The 15,720-nt window shown below is 57.8% G+C and carries 15 protein-coding genes; 10 read left to right on the top strand and 5 right to left on the bottom strand.

Annotated features, from left to right (window positions below):
* Positions 1-69: 69 nt before the first annotated feature.
* The 6 genes from KI235_RS15735 (at position 70) to KI235_RS15710 (ending at position 6,714) form a co-directional block, all read left to right on the top strand.
* Positions 70-1,650, top strand: coding sequence for an ABC transporter substrate-binding protein (locus tag KI235_RS15735; RefSeq protein WP_027913087.1), 1,581 nt, complete (start codon positions 70-72; stop codon positions 1,648-1,650).
* 76 nt (positions 1,651-1,726) lie between these two features.
* Entirely contained in the window at positions 1,727-2,743 is a 1,017-nt protein-coding gene (locus KI235_RS15730; RefSeq protein ID WP_003201952.1) for an ABC transporter permease, read from the top strand.
* Between the two features lies 1 nt (position 2,744).
* Entirely contained in the window at positions 2,745-3,626 is an 882-nt protein-coding gene (gene ddpC, locus KI235_RS15725) for a D,D-dipeptide ABC transporter permease (RefSeq protein WP_013693388.1), read from the top strand.
* Between the two features lie 2 nt (positions 3,627-3,628).
* Entirely contained in the window at positions 3,629-4,618 is a 990-nt protein-coding gene (locus tag KI235_RS15720) for an ABC transporter ATP-binding protein (protein WP_027913085.1), read from the top strand.
* Entirely contained in the window at positions 4,618-5,586 is a 969-nt protein-coding gene (locus tag KI235_RS15715; protein WP_027913084.1) for an oligopeptide/dipeptide ABC transporter ATP-binding protein, read from the top strand. The genes KI235_RS15720 and KI235_RS15715 overlap by 1 nt, the downstream gene beginning before the upstream one ends.
* 720 nt (positions 5,587-6,306) lie before the next feature.
* Positions 6,307-6,714 (top strand): ACT domain-containing protein, encoded by a 408-nt coding sequence (locus tag KI235_RS15710; protein WP_003201943.1) that lies wholly within the window; start codon positions 6,307-6,309, stop codon positions 6,712-6,714.
* Between the two features lie 182 nt (positions 6,715-6,896).
* Here the strand turns inward: KI235_RS15710 and KI235_RS15705 are convergent, their stop codons facing one another.
* Positions 6,897-7,397: an Lrp/AsnC family transcriptional regulator gene (locus tag KI235_RS15705; RefSeq protein WP_003201941.1), complete on the bottom strand. Its 501-nt coding sequence runs from the start codon at positions 7,395-7,397 to the stop codon at positions 6,897-6,899.
* 119 nt (positions 7,398-7,516) lie between these two features.
* Between KI235_RS15705 and KI235_RS15700 the strand changes: the two genes are divergently transcribed.
* The 4 genes from KI235_RS15700 (at position 7,517) to KI235_RS15685 (ending at position 11,895) form a co-directional block, all read left to right on the top strand.
* Positions 7,517-8,551, top strand: coding sequence for a histone deacetylase family protein (locus KI235_RS15700; RefSeq protein ID WP_212795148.1), 1,035 nt, complete (start codon positions 7,517-7,519; stop codon positions 8,549-8,551).
* A 50-nt stretch (positions 8,552-8,601) separates the two neighbouring features.
* Positions 8,602-9,657, top strand: coding sequence for an ornithine cyclodeaminase (locus KI235_RS15695; RefSeq protein ID WP_003201935.1), 1,056 nt, complete (start codon positions 8,602-8,604; stop codon positions 9,655-9,657).
* A gap of 180 nt (positions 9,658-9,837) precedes the next feature.
* A complete protein-coding gene (locus KI235_RS15690) occupies positions 9,838-11,253 on the top strand; it encodes an amino acid permease (protein ID WP_003201933.1) in 1,416 nt (471 codons plus the stop codon).
* Positions 11,254-11,349: 96 nt separating this feature from the next.
* Positions 11,350-11,895, top strand: a complete 546-nt coding sequence (locus KI235_RS15685) for a hypothetical protein (protein WP_003201930.1) — start codon at positions 11,350-11,352, stop codon at positions 11,893-11,895.
* Between the two features lie 43 nt (positions 11,896-11,938).
* On the opposite strand, the gene KI235_RS15680 is transcribed toward KI235_RS15685, so the two are convergent.
* The 4 genes from KI235_RS15680 to KI235_RS15665 all read right to left on the bottom strand — a co-directional run bounded on the left by KI235_RS15680 (position 11,939) and on the right by KI235_RS15665 (position 15,701).
* The gene (locus KI235_RS15680; RefSeq protein ID WP_003201928.1) at positions 11,939-12,574 is read right to left on the bottom strand and encodes a hypothetical protein; all 636 of its coding nucleotides are present in this window, start codon (positions 12,572-12,574) and stop codon (positions 11,939-11,941) included.
* Positions 12,575-12,689: 115 nt separating this feature from the next.
* Positions 12,690-13,190 (bottom strand): lipocalin-like domain-containing protein, encoded by a 501-nt coding sequence (locus tag KI235_RS15675; RefSeq protein WP_013693381.1) that lies wholly within the window; start codon positions 13,188-13,190, stop codon positions 12,690-12,692.
* Positions 13,191-13,261: 71 nt separating this feature from the next.
* Positions 13,262-14,584: an MFS transporter gene (locus KI235_RS15670; protein WP_003201924.1), complete on the bottom strand. Its 1,323-nt coding sequence runs from the start codon at positions 14,582-14,584 to the stop codon at positions 13,262-13,264.
* 70 nt (positions 14,585-14,654) lie between these two features.
* The gene (locus tag KI235_RS15665; RefSeq protein WP_003201922.1) at positions 14,655-15,701 is read right to left on the bottom strand and encodes an oxidoreductase; all 1,047 of its coding nucleotides are present in this window, start codon (positions 15,699-15,701) and stop codon (positions 14,655-14,657) included.
* Between the last annotated feature and the right edge of the window lie 19 nt (positions 15,702-15,720).

Genomic DNA, 15,720 nt, shown 5'->3' with positions numbered 1-15,720 from the left:
ACTGCCCGGTTATAGCTTTTATAAAAAACCTGACGTACTTCCCTCTATCGAATGATCAAGGAAACCGGCATGAACCCAATGAACACCGTGACCAGCAAACCCTTTCCCGGCGCCGGCAAGCTATTGCTGAGCATTTTGTGCAGTGCATTGAGCCTCGGTGCCTGGCAGGCTGCGACAGCGGCTGTACCACAAGACACCCTGGTCATCGGCAAACCCGCTGATCCCCAGACCCTCGACCCGGCCGTGACCTTCGATAACAACGACTGGACCATTACCTATCCGTCGTACCAGCGCCTGGTCGGCTACAAGGTCGAAGGCGACAAAAGCAGCACCGAAGTTCAGGGTGACCTGGCCGAGAGTTGGACCGTTTCTCCGGACAATCTGGTCTGGGAATTCAAAATCAAACCTGGCAACAAATTTGACGACGGTGCCCCTGTAGATGCCGCCGCGGTGAAGTTCTCCTTTGATCGCTTGATGACTCTCAAGCAGGGACCTTCCGGTGCATTCCCGGAGGACATGGTGGTCACGGTTGTCGACCCGCAGACCATCCGGTTCACCCTGAAGACGCCTTTCTCGCCGTTCCTGTTTACCCTGGCCCACAACGGTGCATCGATCATCAACCCCGCTGTGGTCAATAAAAGCGCGGACGTCAATGCCTGGCTGTCGAGCCACACCGCAGGCTCCGGTCCCTTCCGCTTGAGCAACTGGCAAAAAGGCCAGTCGTTGACCATGGAGCCGAACACCTACTTCGCCGGCCCCAAGCCTGCGCTGAAAACCGTGGTCATCAAGATCATCGGTGAGCCCTCCGTGCGTCGCCTGCAATTGGAGCGGGGTGACCTGGACATCATCGAAGACATGCCCGAAGACCAGCTCGGCGTTCTTGCCAGCAAGCCCGGCGTGGTGGTGAAGGAGTTCCCGTCGCTACGGGTCACCTATCTCTACCTGAACAACAAAAAGGGCCCACTGACCAGCGTCGATGCTCGTCGTGCGATCACCGAAGCGGTGGACTACAACGGCATCGTCAAAGGCATTCTCAGGGACAAGGCCAAGCTCCTGAACGGGCCAATCCCGGACGGCATGTGGGCGTATGACAGCTCGCTGCCGCCAATGAAGCAGGACATGGCCGCCGCCAAGGAGAGCCTGGCCAAAACGTCGCAGAAAATCACCAACCTCAGCTACATGTATTCGGACAAGGATCCTAACTGGGAACCGATCGGCCTGACCCTGCAAGCGGCATTGGCGCCACTGGGCATCAACCTCAAGCTGGAAAAGCTCGCCAACGCCACGCTGCGTGAGCGCGTCGGCCAGGCCGACTACGACATCGCCGTTGGTGCCTGGAGCCCGGACTTTGCCGACCCGTACATGTTCATGAACTTCTGGTTCGACTCCAAGATGCAGGGCCTGCAGGGCAACCGCTCGTTCTATAGCAACCCGCAAGTCGACAAGTTGATTCGAGAGGCGGCCGCTAATAGCGACACCGCGAAGCGCGTCGAGCTGTACCAGACCGCGCAAAAAATGGTGCTCAAGGACAGCGTCTACGCCTACCTCTACCAGAAGAGCTACACCTTGCCGATGCGTGATTCGGTCAAGGGTTACGTGTTCAACCCCATGCTCGAACAGGTGTTCAACTTGGGCAGTATGAGCAAGTAAACCGGCTCCCTCGCGCTGGCCATTCGTGGCTGGCGCGGTTTCTGATTTTCGTCGTGGGTGCTACTGAGGTGCCAAAATGGCCTTCCTGACTTTGTTGCGCAAGCGCCTGCTCGGCCTGTTGCTGGTCGTGTTCGGCGTTTCGCTGATTACCTTTGCAATTTCGCACCTGATCCCCGGGGATCCTGCCCGATTGATCGCTGGCGACCGTGCCAGTGATGCGTTGGTGGCAGGCATACGTCATCAACTGGGATTGGATCTGCCGCTGTATCAACAATACGGTCGTTACCTGATGGACCTGGTGCAGGGAGACCTGGGAACCTCGATACGCACCAGCCGTCCCGTGCTGGAAGACTTGCAGACGTTCTTCCCGGCAACACTGGAGTTGGCGCTGGTAGCGCTGGTGCTTGCGATCCTGGCCGGCGTGCCGCTTGGCGTGCTATCAGCGGTTTACCACAATCGGGCGATTGACCAGATCGCCCGCACGCTTGCAGTCACCGGGATTTCAACACCGGCCTTTTGGCTCGGCCTGGGCGCAATCGTTCTGTTCTACGGTCATCTGGGTTGGTTGCCGGGAGGAGGGCGGCTGTCCGAAGGGCTTGCTCCGCCGCCGACAATCAGCGGTTTTTATCTGCTCGACTCGCTGCTCGCCGGTGAGGGCGCGCTGTTTCTCGATGCCGTCGAGCATCTGATTCTGCCGGCGGCGACCCTGGGGTTCGTGACCCTGGGTGTCGTCGCACGGCAGATTCGTTCAGCCATGCTTGATCAACTCGGCGAAGACTATATCCGCACCGCCCGCGCCTACGGCCTGTCCCGTTGGACTGTGATCCTGCGCCATGCACTGCCTAACGCGCTCATCCCTTCGGTGACAGTCTTGGGATTGACCCTCGGAGATTTGCTGTATGGCGCGGTGCTGACCGAAACGGTCTTCGCCTGGCCCGGCATGGGCGCCTATGTGGTCAAGTCGATCCAGTCGCTGGACTTCCCGGCGGTGATGGGCTTCGCCATTCTGGTTTCGTTCATCTATGTGCTCCTGAACATGGCCATCGATATTGTGTACCGCGTGATCGACCCACGCATCGGCGAGGTAAGTTGAAATGTCCGCTACCCTGATGGCTACGCGCCGCCCGCGCTGGAACGAAAAATTCGCCTATCTGACCTACCGCATCCGCCGCAGTCCGCTGACCATGGCGGGCCTGGCGATCACCTGTATCGTCTTGCTGTGCATGATCTTCGCCCCTTGGCTGGCCAGTCACGATCCCAACGCGCTGAACTTGGCCGAACGCCTGGCGCCGCCATCCAGCAGCCATTGGTTCGGCACCGACGAAGTCGGTCGCGACCTGTTCAGCCGCGTGCTGTTCGGTAGTCAGCAGTCGGTGGGTGTCGGTCTGTTCGTGGCTTTTGCATCCTGTTTTATCGGCGGGTTGCTGGGGTGCTTTTCCGGGGTCATCGGTGGTCGTTTCGACGCATTGATCATGCGCCTGATGGACATCATGCTGTCGGTGCCATCGCTGGTGCTGATCATGGCCTTGGCGGCTGCATTGGGCGCGAGCCTGTTCAACGCGATGCTGGCGATTACGCTGGTACGAATTCCTTCCTATGTCCGGCTAGCCCGCGGCCAAGCCTTGAGCATCCGCGAGATGGGTTATGTCAAGGCCGCCCAAACCTTCGGGGCAGGGCGCTGGCACCTGGTGCACTGGCACGTGGCGCGCAACGCAATGCCGCCATTGCTGGTGCAGTTGAGCCTGGATATCGGCAGCGCGATCCTCATGGCCTCGGCCTTGGGCTTTATCGGCCTGGGAGCGCAGCAGCCTACGGCCGAGTGGGGCGCGATGGTCGCCACCGGGCGCAACTACATCCTCGATAACTGGTGGTACTCGACCTTTCCCGGCCTGGCGATTCTGATCACGGCCACCGGGTTCAACTTGCTGGGCGATGGCGTACGCGATCTGCTCGATCCACGGCAACAGGGGAAGTGACCATGCAGACGTCGAGTCCAGTATTGTCCATCGACAACCTGAGCCTGGAATTCCCGGCTTACAAAAACAACGTCAAAGCCCTGAACGGCGTGTCGCTGCACGTCAATCCCGGGGAAATCGTCGGCGTCGTCGGCGAGTCCGGATCGGGCAAGTCGGTCACGGCCATGCTCAGCATGCGATTGTTGCCCGAGCGCAGCTATCGCATCACCGCCGGCAGCCTGAGCATGCTCGGTCGCGACATGCTGGCAGCGCCTGAAAAAGAGTTACTGACGATTCGCGGGCGCGACGCCGCGATGATTTTCCAGGAACCGATGACCGCCTTGAACCCGACCCGGCGCATCGGCAGGCAAATGCTTGATGTGATCATTCATCACCAGAAAATCAGCGCCGCCCAGGCCCGTCTCAAGGCGATCGCACTATTGCGCGACATGCACATAGCCAGTCCGGAACAGGTATTGGAGAGCTATCCTTTCGAACTGTCTGGCGGCATGCGCCAGCGGGTGATGATCGCGCTGGCGTTCTCCTGCGAGCCCCAATTGCTGATCGCCGACGAGCCGACAACGGCCCTCGACGTGACCGTGCAACGCCAGGTGTTGTTGCTGTTGCGAGAAAAAGCCAGGCAGCGGGGCACGGCCATCTTGCTCATCACCCATGACATGGCGTTGGTTTCGCAGTTCTGCGACCGGGTCTACGTCATGTACACAGGGGCAGTGGTCGAGGAGGGCCGCACGGCGGATGTCATGGGCAATCCGCAACATCCCTATACGCAAGGTCTGCTCAGTGGTCTGCCGGAAATGGTCGAGCCGGGCCAGCCGCTGCTGACCATTCCCGGTCAAGTGCCGAACCTGGCCTCTTTGCCCGTGGGCTGTACTTTTCAGGAGCGGTGTACGTACGCCATGCCGGTGTGTAGCAAGCGCCCGAATCTCAACACCATCAACGGTAATGACCAACGTAAAAGCGCGTGCTGGTTACCGGTCAAGGAGCTTTCGTGATGAACAGTGCCGTCCTTCAACCCATCACCCAGATGGCGTCCACGATTCTTCAACTTGACGATGTTCACGTTCGTTTCCCCGTGAGCAATGACTGGTTGGGGCGACCGCGAGGATATGCCCACGCGTTGAACGGTATTGATCTTCAGGTGCGGGCAGGCGAGACCCTGGGTATTGTCGGCGAGTCAGGTTGCGGCAAGAGCACCTTGGCCCAACTGTTGATGGGCCTGGTGCCGCCCAGCAGCGGGGAGATGAACTGGGCCAATCGCAGCGGTGAAGGCCGCAGCAACGTTCAGATTGTTTTCCAGGATCCACAGTCGTCCCTTGATCCGCGCCTGCCTATCTGGAAAATCATCACCGAGCCGTTATACGCCCGAGGCCATGTCAGCCACGCGCAGATGCGCGATGTGGCCGCCAGGGTCGCGGCCCAAGTCGGCATCCGTCCGGAGTACCTGGACCGCTTCGCGCACCAGTTTTCCGGGGGGCAGCGTCAGCGCATTGCCATCGCCCGAGCCCTTTCGTCAGACCCGGATATCATTGTCCTGGACGAGCCCACGTCGGCACTGGACATCTCGGTTCAGGCGCAGATTCTCAACCTGCTGGCCGAGCTGCAAAGTGCCCGCAATCTGACTTACATCCTGATTTCCCACAACGTATCAGTGGTGCGTCATATGGCTAACCGGGTAGCGGTGATGTACTTGGGGCAAATCGTTGAACTGGGCAGCGCGGCTCAAGTACTCGATCAGCCACGTCACCCCTATACCCGTTTGTTGCTCGAGGCGGTACCACGACTGGGCGTGCCACTGCACGACGAGCAAGTCGCGGCGCCTACCGAATTACCAGGGAACCGCCGACTACCGAGCGGCTGCTTCTTCCGCGAACGGTGCAATCTATGCACCGTTGGCTGCGAGAAGCCTCAGGTATTGCTGGGGGATGAGCAGCAGTGTGTGCGATGTCATTTACAGGATTGAGTCACTGACTTCGCCAATCCTCACAACCAAGCCCACAACGCTGGCGTCGCGCCTGAAGAAGCTAGGCATCGTGGCAGTCGTTTGAGAATGGCTGCACAGGGTAACCAGGCAGAATCTGAAATATGTTGTTACGTGTAATGTATATTATGTTAAATGATGTGTTATGTGAGATATGTTCATGAGGCGCCTAAGTCCCTGATTCGACATACCTGCTTCTGAAGCCTTCTCTTTCAACGGATCATGTTCATGGTGAGACATTGAATGAGGCGGCTGTCGATGAAGCTGATTCAGTGCCGTTACTCATCTTGTCATGCTCGTGCAGACCGGAGATGCGGTGCCGTTGCCCATGCTTGTCCCTTTCATCTACGTTCAACTCAAGCTAAGGTTCCGCGCGGAGCGATCCAGGCTTTCTATAGCTACGCCAAAAGCCGTGACCTCAATATGGCCTGCCACCTCGAATCGATCCTGGCTTTACTGGACGGTTACGCCATATGGCTCCAAGCGGCCGTTAAGCCGACAACTTGGTTGCCCGAATCGGCACAAGCTTCGAAAATTTCGCCTGATCATTGCGAAGTTAGCAGATCGCTAGCCCCCATTCGTTTGCCATGTGCTCAATACCTGCAACATTAGATCTGCTAATCCTGCATCATAAAAATTAACTTTGCTTATCGGTAAAATCGCGGAGACTGGGGACGTCAACAATCAATAGAGATTTATGAAATGTCGGGTGAAAAATCAATAGCAAAGCTACTCCATGGCATGAGCCCTTCGCTGAATGAGGGTAACTATGTCTTCTGCACTATCAAAAACAACAACATCCTTGAGGGGCAGGAAGTGCTGGGGAGCTTTCGGGAGAAGGAAGGCCTAACGGTAATCCTCGAGCAATCCGCAGCTCTGGAGCTTGGTCTTGAATTCGAATATGTCGCCGCCTGGATTACCTTGACCATCCACTCGGCGCTGGATGCCGTTGGCTTGACGGCTGCCTTTGCAACCGCTCTGGGCAATGCAGGCATCAGCTGTAATGTCATCGCGGCTTACTACCACGACCACATTTTTGTAGGTAAAGATGATGCGCAGAAAGCAATGGATGTTCTGCAGGAACTCGCGCGATCTGGATCTGGTGACTAGGAAGCACCTCGAAGCATTCGCGGAGCGCTATTGAAAATGCTTGGCGCAAAGGCAAAAGCCACTCTCAACGACCATTGTTGTGCCTCGTCGGAGTTACCCTCCTCCCCGTCTATGCTGAGCATCCTTTGATGCAAACGGCTTAAAGCCGCGTGCTTAATAGAGAGCGAGATCGTTAACTCCATTCACTCCTTGCAAGATTTGGGTATCGCAATCCGGCTACTGGTCTTGACCTCGCGCAACGCCAGGCTCGACTGAATGGATGCAATACCCACCTGGCGCCTGAGCACCTGCTCGATAAAGTCACTGTAGCTATCAAGATCTTCTGCCAGCACTTGCAGCACGTAATCGGCATCCCCGGTGATCTTGTGACAGGACAACACTTCAGGCAATTGCGCAATCACCGCCTCGAAGGCGTCGGGAGCGTGATCGGCGTGAGTGGAAAAACGGATGTGCACGAACGCCATGATATCCAACCCCAGCATGCGTCGATCAAGGTTGGCCTGATAGCCCTTGATCACGCCCGCTTCCTCCATTCTCTTACGCCGGCGCCAGCAAGGCGTGAGGCTTAACGACAGGCGTTCACTGAGCTCGGCGTTGGAAATGCTCGCATCCTCTTGCAGCAATGTGAGTATCGCCAAGTCAGTCTCGTCAAGGTTGATGCGTTTGGATGATTTTTTCTGCATTTCGCAATTCCTGAGTAAAAACGCCCGAAAAATCTAGCAGACCACGAAAATAAAGCAAAGAAAGCGCATCCAGACCGGAAGAGAATATTTGCACTGGTTCAAATTAACGGATGCGCAGAATGTTTACAGTTTTCAGTGATTCCCATCGCTTGCACCACGGCACCGAATTGAAGGACGGCGTGCTCAAACCGTCGTTCGAACAGCCCAGCCGGGCCGATACCGTACATGATCGAGTCAAGCAGGTAGGCCTTGGCCAGATCGTCGAACCACGGGCATTTGACCGGTCGTGTTACGTCAATGCGCACAGCGAGCGTTACGTCAGCTTTCTTGAAAGCGCATGGTCAGAATGGTGTGCGACCGGGCGTACCCACGACGCCTTGCCGCTGGTATGGCCAGTGCGCGATTTGTCCAACGATCAAGTCCCGACCTTCATCGACGGAAAGCTCGGTTTCTTCGCCATGGATGCCGGTTCTCCGATTACCGCGACCACATGGCAAGCCGTAAAGACCAGCGCAGACATCGCCCTCACCGGCCTGGCGCTGATCGATGAAGGCCACGACAGTGCCTTCGCCCTGTGCCGTCCGCCCGGCCATCACGCAGCGCGTGAGTACATGGGCGGCTATTGCTATCTCAATAACGCTGCCATTGCCGCACAACAGGCCATCACTCAAGGCGCGAAACGTGTCGCGGTACTGGACGTCGACTTCCATCATGGCAACGGCACCCAGAACATCTTCTACGAACGCAGTGACGTCATGTTCGTGTCGCTGCACGGCGAACCTGCGGTGTCTTATCCGTACTACTCAGGCTTCAGTCACGAAGTCGGCGCCGGCCATGGCGAAGGTTACAACCTCAACTACCCGTTGCCGAAAAACACCACTTGGGAAAGCTATCGCGGCGCCCTGCTCCACGCCTGCAGGAAACTCCAGCAATTCGCCCCTGAAGTGCTGGTTATTTCACTCGGCGTCGACACGTTCAAGGACGACCCCATCAGCCACTTCCTGCTGGAAAGCGAAGATTTCATCGGCATCGGCGAGCTGATAGCGGGTGTGGGCTGCCCCACTCTGTTCGTGATGGAAGGCGGCTATATGGTCGATGAAATCGGAATCAATACGGTCAATGTGCTGCATGGTTTCGAGAGCAAACGCAGCTGAGCCGTCCCCTGCCCCGCAACGTTTTTACTAATGAACCGGAGAATAAAAACATGACTCTTTTCATAGACGTCGATCATGTCGCACGCCTGTTCGCCACGGTGGGCATCCGTCGCGCAATCCGCGAAATGGCAGATTACATCGAAGCTGATTATTCACGTTGGGCGCAGTTTGATAAGTCGCCGCGCACCGCCAATCATTCGGCCAAGGGTGTGATCGAGTTGATGCCGACCGACGATGGCCAGCGGTACTCGTTCAAATACGTCAATGGTCATCCGGACAACGGTCAAAGCAACTTGCTGACGGTCATGGCCTTCGGCGTCCTGGCCGATGTCCACAGTGGCTATCCAACCCTGCTCAGTGAACTGACGCTGACCACCGCTGTGCGCACGGCGGCGACCTCCGCCTTGGTGGCGAAGTCCTTGGCGCGTCCGGATGCACGCATCATGGCCATCATCGGCAATGGCGCCCAGAGCGAATTTCAGGCCCTCGCCTTCCATGAAATGCTATCGATCAAGGAACTGCGCATATTCGATATCGATCGCGACGCCTCGCTTAAGTTGAAGCGCAACCTGGCCGCGTTCCCGGATCTTGAAGTGATCCTGGCCGGCTCGGCGCAAGAAGCGGTCAAGGGCGCAGACATCGTCACCACAGTCACTGCAGATAAAGCCTACGCAACGATTCTGACGCCCGAGATGATCGAGCCCGGCATGCATATCAATGCCGTAGGGGGGGACTGTCCGGGGAAAACCGAGCTGCACGCCGAGATCTTGCGTAACGCCCGGGTCATCGTTGAATTTGAACCTCAGACCCGGATTGAAGGTGACATCCAGCAATTGGAAGCCGACTTTCCCGTCGTCGAATTTTTCCGGATTGTTCAGGGCGAAATCAAGGGCCGCGAGAACGACGCTCAGGTCACTGTGTTCGATTCGGTGGGTTTTGCCCTCGAAGACTTTTCGTCACTGCGCTACGTACTGGACCTGGCCCAGGAGCATGCAATCGGTGAACACATCCACCTGGTGCCGAGGCCTGCCAACATAAAAGACCTCTACCAGATCCTGGATCAGCAGCCAGCAATCGTCCCTTCACGCCTGCGCACAGTGAGCTGAAAAAACCATAGGTGATGCCCCTGCGCAAAGTGCCAAGGGGCTACTCAGACACTGTGTGTGTACGCGGCAAATCTCGCTCTGCAAAAACAACCACCGTCAGTAGCCGTTGCATCTCTAACAAATACGCAAGACACCACTTTTCTGCCAAAACTCAAAAACATAAAATCAAGAGGTTTTGTAATGAAATCAACTCCCTCAGGGCTGATTGAACAGCCCGCGCTGCAACGCACCCTCAGCAATCGTCACATTCAGTTAATGGCCATGGGAGGCGCCATCGGTACAGGCCTGTTCATGGGTTCCGGGAAGATCATCGCCCTCTCTGGCACGTCGATCATCCTCATCTACATGATCATCGGCCTGTTCGTTTATTTCGTCATGCGTGCCATGGGCGAAATGCTGCTCTCGAACTTGAACTTCAAAACTTTCGCGGATTTTGCCGGTGCCTACCTCGGCCCGCGCGCGGCATTCTTTCTTGGCTGGTCGTATTGGCTGAGTTGGAGCGTGGCGGTGATAGGTGATTCAGTCGTGGTCGGCGGGTTTTTTCAGTATTGGTTCCCCGATGTGCCCGCCTGGATACCCGCCATCGGTATGCTGATGACACTGTTCGCCTTGAATGTACTGACGGTCAGGCTTTTTGGTGAAGTGGAGTTCTGGTTCGCGATCATCAAGATCATTGCCGTCGTCACCCTGATTGGCGTCAGCATGGTGCTGATTGCCAGCTCATTTGTCTCACCCAGCGGTGTTACTGCTTCGCTGAACCACCTGCTGGATAAACAAGCGGCCTTTCCCAACGGCCTGTTCGGTTTCTTTGCCGGTTTCCAGATGGCGATCTTCTCATTTGCCGGCACCGAACTGATCGGCACCGCCGCCGCCGAAACCCGTAACCCCGAGAAGACCCTGCCGAAAGCCATCAACTCGATTCCGCTGCGAATCATCCTGTTTTATGTGCTGGCACTGGCCTGCATTATTGCAGTGACTTCGTGGCAACAGGTTTCGCCCAACAAGAGCCCTTTCGTCGAGCTGTTCCTGGTTGCAGGTTTTCCCGCGGCAGCCGGTATCGTCAACTTTGTAGTGCTGACGTCTGCCGCTTCCTCGGCCAACAGTGGTGTATTTTCGTCTAGCCGCATGCTGTTCGGACTGGCCAACCAGGACAACGCTCCGAGGATTTTCCGAAGTCTGTCGAGCAATAGCGTGCCTCTGCTGAGTCTGGCGTTCACCACACTGTTGATGCTCGTGGGTGTGCTGTTGCTTTTCATCGTTCCTGAAGTGATGACCGCATTCACCATTGTTTCCACTGTATCGGCAATCCTGGTGATTTTTACTTGGTCGACCATCCTTGCATCGTATATTGCCTACCGCCAAAAGCGACCTGAGCTGCACGCGAAATCGGCCTACAAAATGCCTGGCGGCGTACCAATGGCCTGGTTTTCCCTGGCGTTCCTGGGCTTTGTTCTTTGTCTGCTGGCATTGAGACCTGATACCCGTATTGCGTTGATGGTCATGCCGGGGTGGTTCATATGGTTGGCAATTGCTTACCAGTTGACCTGTTCCAGGAAGCCTAAAACCGCTGCCGAAGCTGCCAGTCAATACGGCTGAGATGTTTGGGTGCAGCGTAAACCGCAACTCATTCTTGATAGCTTAAGGCCATCAGTCGATAATCACGTCTTCAAAAAAAGCACATAAGGATTTGCTGTGAAGAAGCTCTACTTGGCTCTACCGTTCTGCGCAATGCTGTTACAAGGCTGTGGTGTGACCATGGCTCGCTATGAACCCAATTTTCAGAACGTTCAGCAGCTCAAGCAAAATGCACCCATGCAGCCCCTGCGCGAGACGCAGGTGAATGCGGATTCAGGTCAAGGGTCGCTGATGGTGCGCCTGAACCCGATTTCGTCGCCCGAGGGCAGCGTTCCGCTGCACATCCAGGCCGCGATCAACGATGAGCTCCGTCAGGCCGGTCTGTTGGACCCTCGTGCTGACCGGCAGTTGCAGGTTCAGTTGGTCAAGAGCCAACTCACTGCAGGCGTAGGCAGCGGCCATGGCGAGGTGGCTGCGCGCTTCACGCTGCGTAAAGGCGATCAGGTTCTATACGAAACCACTAAAGACGTGCAGCGTGATTGGGACAGCAGTTTCTTCGGTCCGATCGCCATTCCGGCGGCCGCGAACAACTACAACCCTATGCTGCAAGACTTGCTCAAGAGCTTGTACAGCGACCCGCAGTTCACTCAAGCGCTGAAGTGACCCAAAAAAAAGAGCCGCGATTGCGGCTCTTTTTCTATCGGTGTCAGCCCCGTGGAGTTTGGGTGTCGACAGCGGAGTATTTTATGCGGTTGTTGTCGACCCAGTTCTTCAACAGCGCATTGACCTGGCGGTTGAAGGTGTTGGTAATGGCGGCCTTGGGCGTATTACTTGCCAGGGGCAGGAACCAGATGCCCATCCAGGTGTTGATCGCATCATGATTGCTGGTCTTGCCCAACGGCTGACCCTGCTCGTCCAGGGTTTCCAGGCTCATGGTGTACTGGTCGGTTGCCAAGGCAGGAATGATCGTGAAGGTGAAGCCGCTGATGAACGCCAGGACCATTTGCCCACCGCCTGGCGCATGGTTATAGACCTTCAATCGAAGACTGTAATCGCCTGGTTGCTTCTGGAATTCGTCAAAGACCACGCGCCCAAAAAGCCCTGATTCATCGAAGGTTCGCTTCAGATCGGGCTTGAGCATGTCGCGAGCCTGCGGCACCTCGGTGGCCTTGGCATTGTCGGGGTCGCCCTGATAGAAATCGAAATCGACATAGACGTTCGGCTTGTTCGAGTAGCCGGCCATTGAAGGCAGATTCACGGGGGCTACTTCATCTTTGGTGAAACTGGCGCATCCACTCAGGCTCAAGGCCAGGGCTAGGCCTATGGCTTTTGCAAATTGCATATCGACTTCCTTGCGTAATTTGACTAATGCCGCTCACAGAGAGGGGGACGAATTCTAGCGGGATCCGTTTAAAAGCAAAAGGCCATCATCTGATTGCACACACGCCGCTTCGCAATTACCTGACACGCTCAAAGACAATGTGAACCTTCGCCCCATCCGGGCGGCGAAAATCTTCTACCATCCGGTTGCCATCGACCTTCAACTGCAGGTCGTCCCGGGTGCGCACAGCGCCCACCCAGTTCGGGAACGTAGCCCCTTCGACAGTGTTGCCCGTGAACTCACCGTTCTGGTCGACCGTATATCGCCCGAAAAAACCGATGCCCCCCGCCATCGCTGCTCGGTTTTCCTCATCGGTGCCTTCGCCACGAACGTTGGACCGAAACGCTGGCACGCGTGGATCCGTGAGTACTTCGACAAACGTCAGCTCTGGTGTGAAGACGAGCCAACCATGAGGATCGGGGCCATAAGCATTCGATTTGATGCCCTGGCTCTCAACGGTTGCACTGATCATGCGCCAGGTTCCGACCACGGAATTTTCTTTGCCCGCAAACACACTGGAGCACGCCGAGAAGGCAATCACCGCTACGATCGCCAGTACCTTGTTTTTCAGAGTCATCCGCGTCACCTTTCCTCGCCGCAACGACACGGCAGACAATAGAGTGGGTTTCATTCTGGTCGGCACGGTCTTCATGCCCTGGCCGAGATGGCCGCCAAGCGTAGCTCCCGCAAAGTGGCATTATCCGCCCTCCTCCCCAGTTGCCAGCCCAAGTAGCCCCACAGCAGTGCGCAACAGGCGCCGATTATCGCGGCCGGGCCGGCGCCTTGTCCCAGGAGGTCGAGCAGGCTCTTGGCCCAGCCGCTCATGGCGTCACCTGCGCGATAAACCACGGTGTCGATGAAGTTCTTGGCCTTGTATTTACTCTCGGCATCCAGCGGCGCGAACAGCATTTCCCTGCCCGGTCGGACGAACGCGTATTCACCGATCCGTCGCACGATCATCAATGCCGCCAGCAGAGCGAACCCCGGCGCCAACGCCAGGCCGAGGAAGCCGACGCACATGAGCAGCGGCACGATGGCCAACAAAGCACGCACCCCCAGCTTCGGCGCGATGCGCCCGGTGATGAACAACTGGGACAGCAACGCACCGGCCTGCACGATGATGTCGATGGTGCCGAAGATGCGCACTTGCGCCTGGCGATCTGGATAGTGCTCGGCCACCAGGCGCGCCTGTTCGAAATAGAGAAAGGTGCTGACCGTCGCCAACAACACCACGAAGCCGGCGATCCCCAGCAAGTAAGGTGACCTGAGCACCGCCGTCAACCCGCTGAACGGATTACCGTGCAATGGCTGCCGAGGGCTTTGCGTCGGCGCAGCGCCCGGACGGCCGGCACCGCCCGTTTCGCGCCATCCCATCAACGCCCGTTTCAACACCAGCGTGGCACCGAGCAACAAGGCTGCCAGCAGCATCAACCCCGAGGCGCCGAGAGGACCGATGAGCAGCGCGCTCAGGGTCGGCCCCAGCAGGCCGCCGACGCTGGCGCCTGCGGCGATGAAGGCGAACAGCCGCTTGGCCTGCTCGCTGTCGAATACATCCGCCATCAGGCTCCAGGCCACGGATACGACGAACAGGTTATAAACCGAGATCCAGACGTAAAAGACCCGGGCCAACCAGACACTGTCCGGCTGGAACTGGAACAGCTCGACGAACATCAACAGGTTGAAGCCGAAGAAGCCGTACACCCAATCGATCAGGCGCAGGCGCGGCACCCGCGAACTGAGCCAGGCGAACAGTGGGACGGCTGCCAGCATGACCAGGAAGGTCGCGGTAAACAGCCATTGCAGGTTCTCCACCCCCGCCGCGATACCCATCGACTCACGGATTGGGCGCAGCATGAAGTAACCGGTGAAGAGACAAAGGAACAGCAGGAACCCGCACAGCGCCGGACGCAACTCACCGTCGCGGGCGTTCAGGGCGAAACTCAGCCGGTGCAAATAGGACGGCGCACTCATAAGGGACTCCGGGGAGACGGCAACAAGGCAATGGTCAAGCGCAGGACGGATGCCCGCGCCCTGGGTGGCATCAGCGATAGGTCACGCCGGTCAAACGCTCGGAGACAACCCAGAGCCGCTCGGCATCCGCCTCCGTGCTCGCGGCGGGCGGTGTCTTGGCGAACCCCAACGGACCGCGTCTTTCATCGTCACCGGTCGGGCCGTAATAAGCCCCACCCACGGCTTGCGCAGCCGTGGCGGCATACAAGGTGGGCAACGCCCCTTGTGCCGCTGAGTGGTACGCGTCACGGTCCTTTGCCCAGCGCCGACCGAACTCGCTGTCGAGGCCTGGCCCCCGTGCGACCAACTCGGTAACGGCAACGCCGGGATGCGCCGCCATGCTGCGAATGCCCCAGTTTTCGGCATCACTGCGCCGCTGCAAGGCAAATGCCCAGTGCAAGACGGCCAGTTTCGATTGCGCGTAGGCGGCGTACGGGTCGTACTTCTGCTCGCTCTGAAGATCATCAAGATTCATCGCGCCGCGCGCCGCAGCAATGCTGGACAGGCTTACCACGCGGGCATCCTCGCTTTGACGCAAGAGCGGCACCAACAGGCCGGTCAGCGCGAAGTGCCCCAGGTAGTTGGTGGCCAACTGAAGTTCAAAGCCATCGGCGGACGTGCCTCGCTCGGGCGGCGCCATGACGGCGGCATTGTTGATCAACACATCAAGGCGTGGCAGCCGCTGATTGAGACGCTGGGCCAGGTCGCGCACAGATGAAAGATCAGCCAGGTCCACGTTCTCGAACTGCACCTTGGCGTCGGGCTCGGACTCGCGGATACGCGCAATGGCCTGTGCGCCGCGCTCCGGGTTGCGCGCGGCGATGATGACCTCGGCGCCGGCACGCGCCAAGGCCAGCGCATCCTCGTAGCCCATGCCACTGGTACCACCGGTGATCAGGACAATTCGACCTTTTTGGGACGGTATGTCGCCGGTCGACCAGTCTGGTTTCGGTGCAACGCGAGTGGAGGCTTCGATACTCACCGCACTGAGCAGCGCGACGCCCGCAGCGAGGATTCGAGCCAGTCTTCCAAGCCGGCTCATGCGGCCAATGGTGGGTGTTGTTGTGCTATTCCACATGGTGATGGTCCCTGTCTGA

The sequence above is a fragment of the Pseudomonas sp. St386 genome (assembly GCF_018325865.1).
Taxonomy (GTDB): Bacteria; Pseudomonadota; Gammaproteobacteria; order Pseudomonadales; family Pseudomonadaceae; genus Aquipseudomonas; species Aquipseudomonas brassicacearum.
Note: the sequence above shows the minus strand (reverse complement) of the source record. Positions and strands in the feature narration are given on the sequence as shown.

Coding starts and splice junctions, on each gene's coding strand:
- KI235_RS15735 (WP_027913087.1), top strand. CDS start 70: ATGAACCCAATGAACACCGTGACCAGCAAACCCTTTCCCGGCGCCGGC.
- KI235_RS15730 (WP_003201952.1), top strand. CDS start 1,727: ATGGCCTTCCTGACTTTGTTGCGCAAGCGCCTGCTCGGCCTGTTGCTG.
- ddpC (WP_013693388.1), top strand. CDS start 2,745: ATGTCCGCTACCCTGATGGCTACGCGCCGCCCGCGCTGGAACGAAAAA.
- KI235_RS15720 (WP_027913085.1), top strand. CDS start 3,629: ATGCAGACGTCGAGTCCAGTATTGTCCATCGACAACCTGAGCCTGGAA.
- KI235_RS15715 (WP_027913084.1), top strand. CDS start 4,618: ATGAACAGTGCCGTCCTTCAACCCATCACCCAGATGGCGTCCACGATT.
- KI235_RS15710 (WP_003201943.1), top strand. CDS start 6,307: ATGTCGGGTGAAAAATCAATAGCAAAGCTACTCCATGGCATGAGCCCT.
- KI235_RS15705 (WP_003201941.1), bottom strand. CDS start 7,397: ATGCAGAAAAAATCATCCAAACGCATCAACCTTGACGAGACTGACTTG.
- KI235_RS15700 (WP_212795148.1), top strand. CDS start 7,517: ATGTTTACAGTTTTCAGTGATTCCCATCGCTTGCACCACGGCACCGAA.
- KI235_RS15695 (WP_003201935.1), top strand. CDS start 8,602: ATGACTCTTTTCATAGACGTCGATCATGTCGCACGCCTGTTCGCCACG.
- KI235_RS15690 (WP_003201933.1), top strand. CDS start 9,838: ATGAAATCAACTCCCTCAGGGCTGATTGAACAGCCCGCGCTGCAACGC.
- KI235_RS15680 (WP_003201928.1), bottom strand. CDS start 12,574: ATGCAATTTGCAAAAGCCATAGGCCTAGCCCTGGCCTTGAGCCTGAGT.
- KI235_RS15675 (WP_013693381.1), bottom strand. CDS start 13,190: ATGACTCTGAAAAACAAGGTACTGGCGATCGTAGCGGTGATTGCCTTC.
- KI235_RS15670 (WP_003201924.1), bottom strand. CDS start 14,584: ATGAGTGCGCCGTCCTATTTGCACCGGCTGAGTTTCGCCCTGAACGCC.
- KI235_RS15665 (WP_003201922.1), bottom strand. CDS start 15,701: ATGTGGAATAGCACAACAACACCCACCATTGGCCGCATGAGCCGGCTT.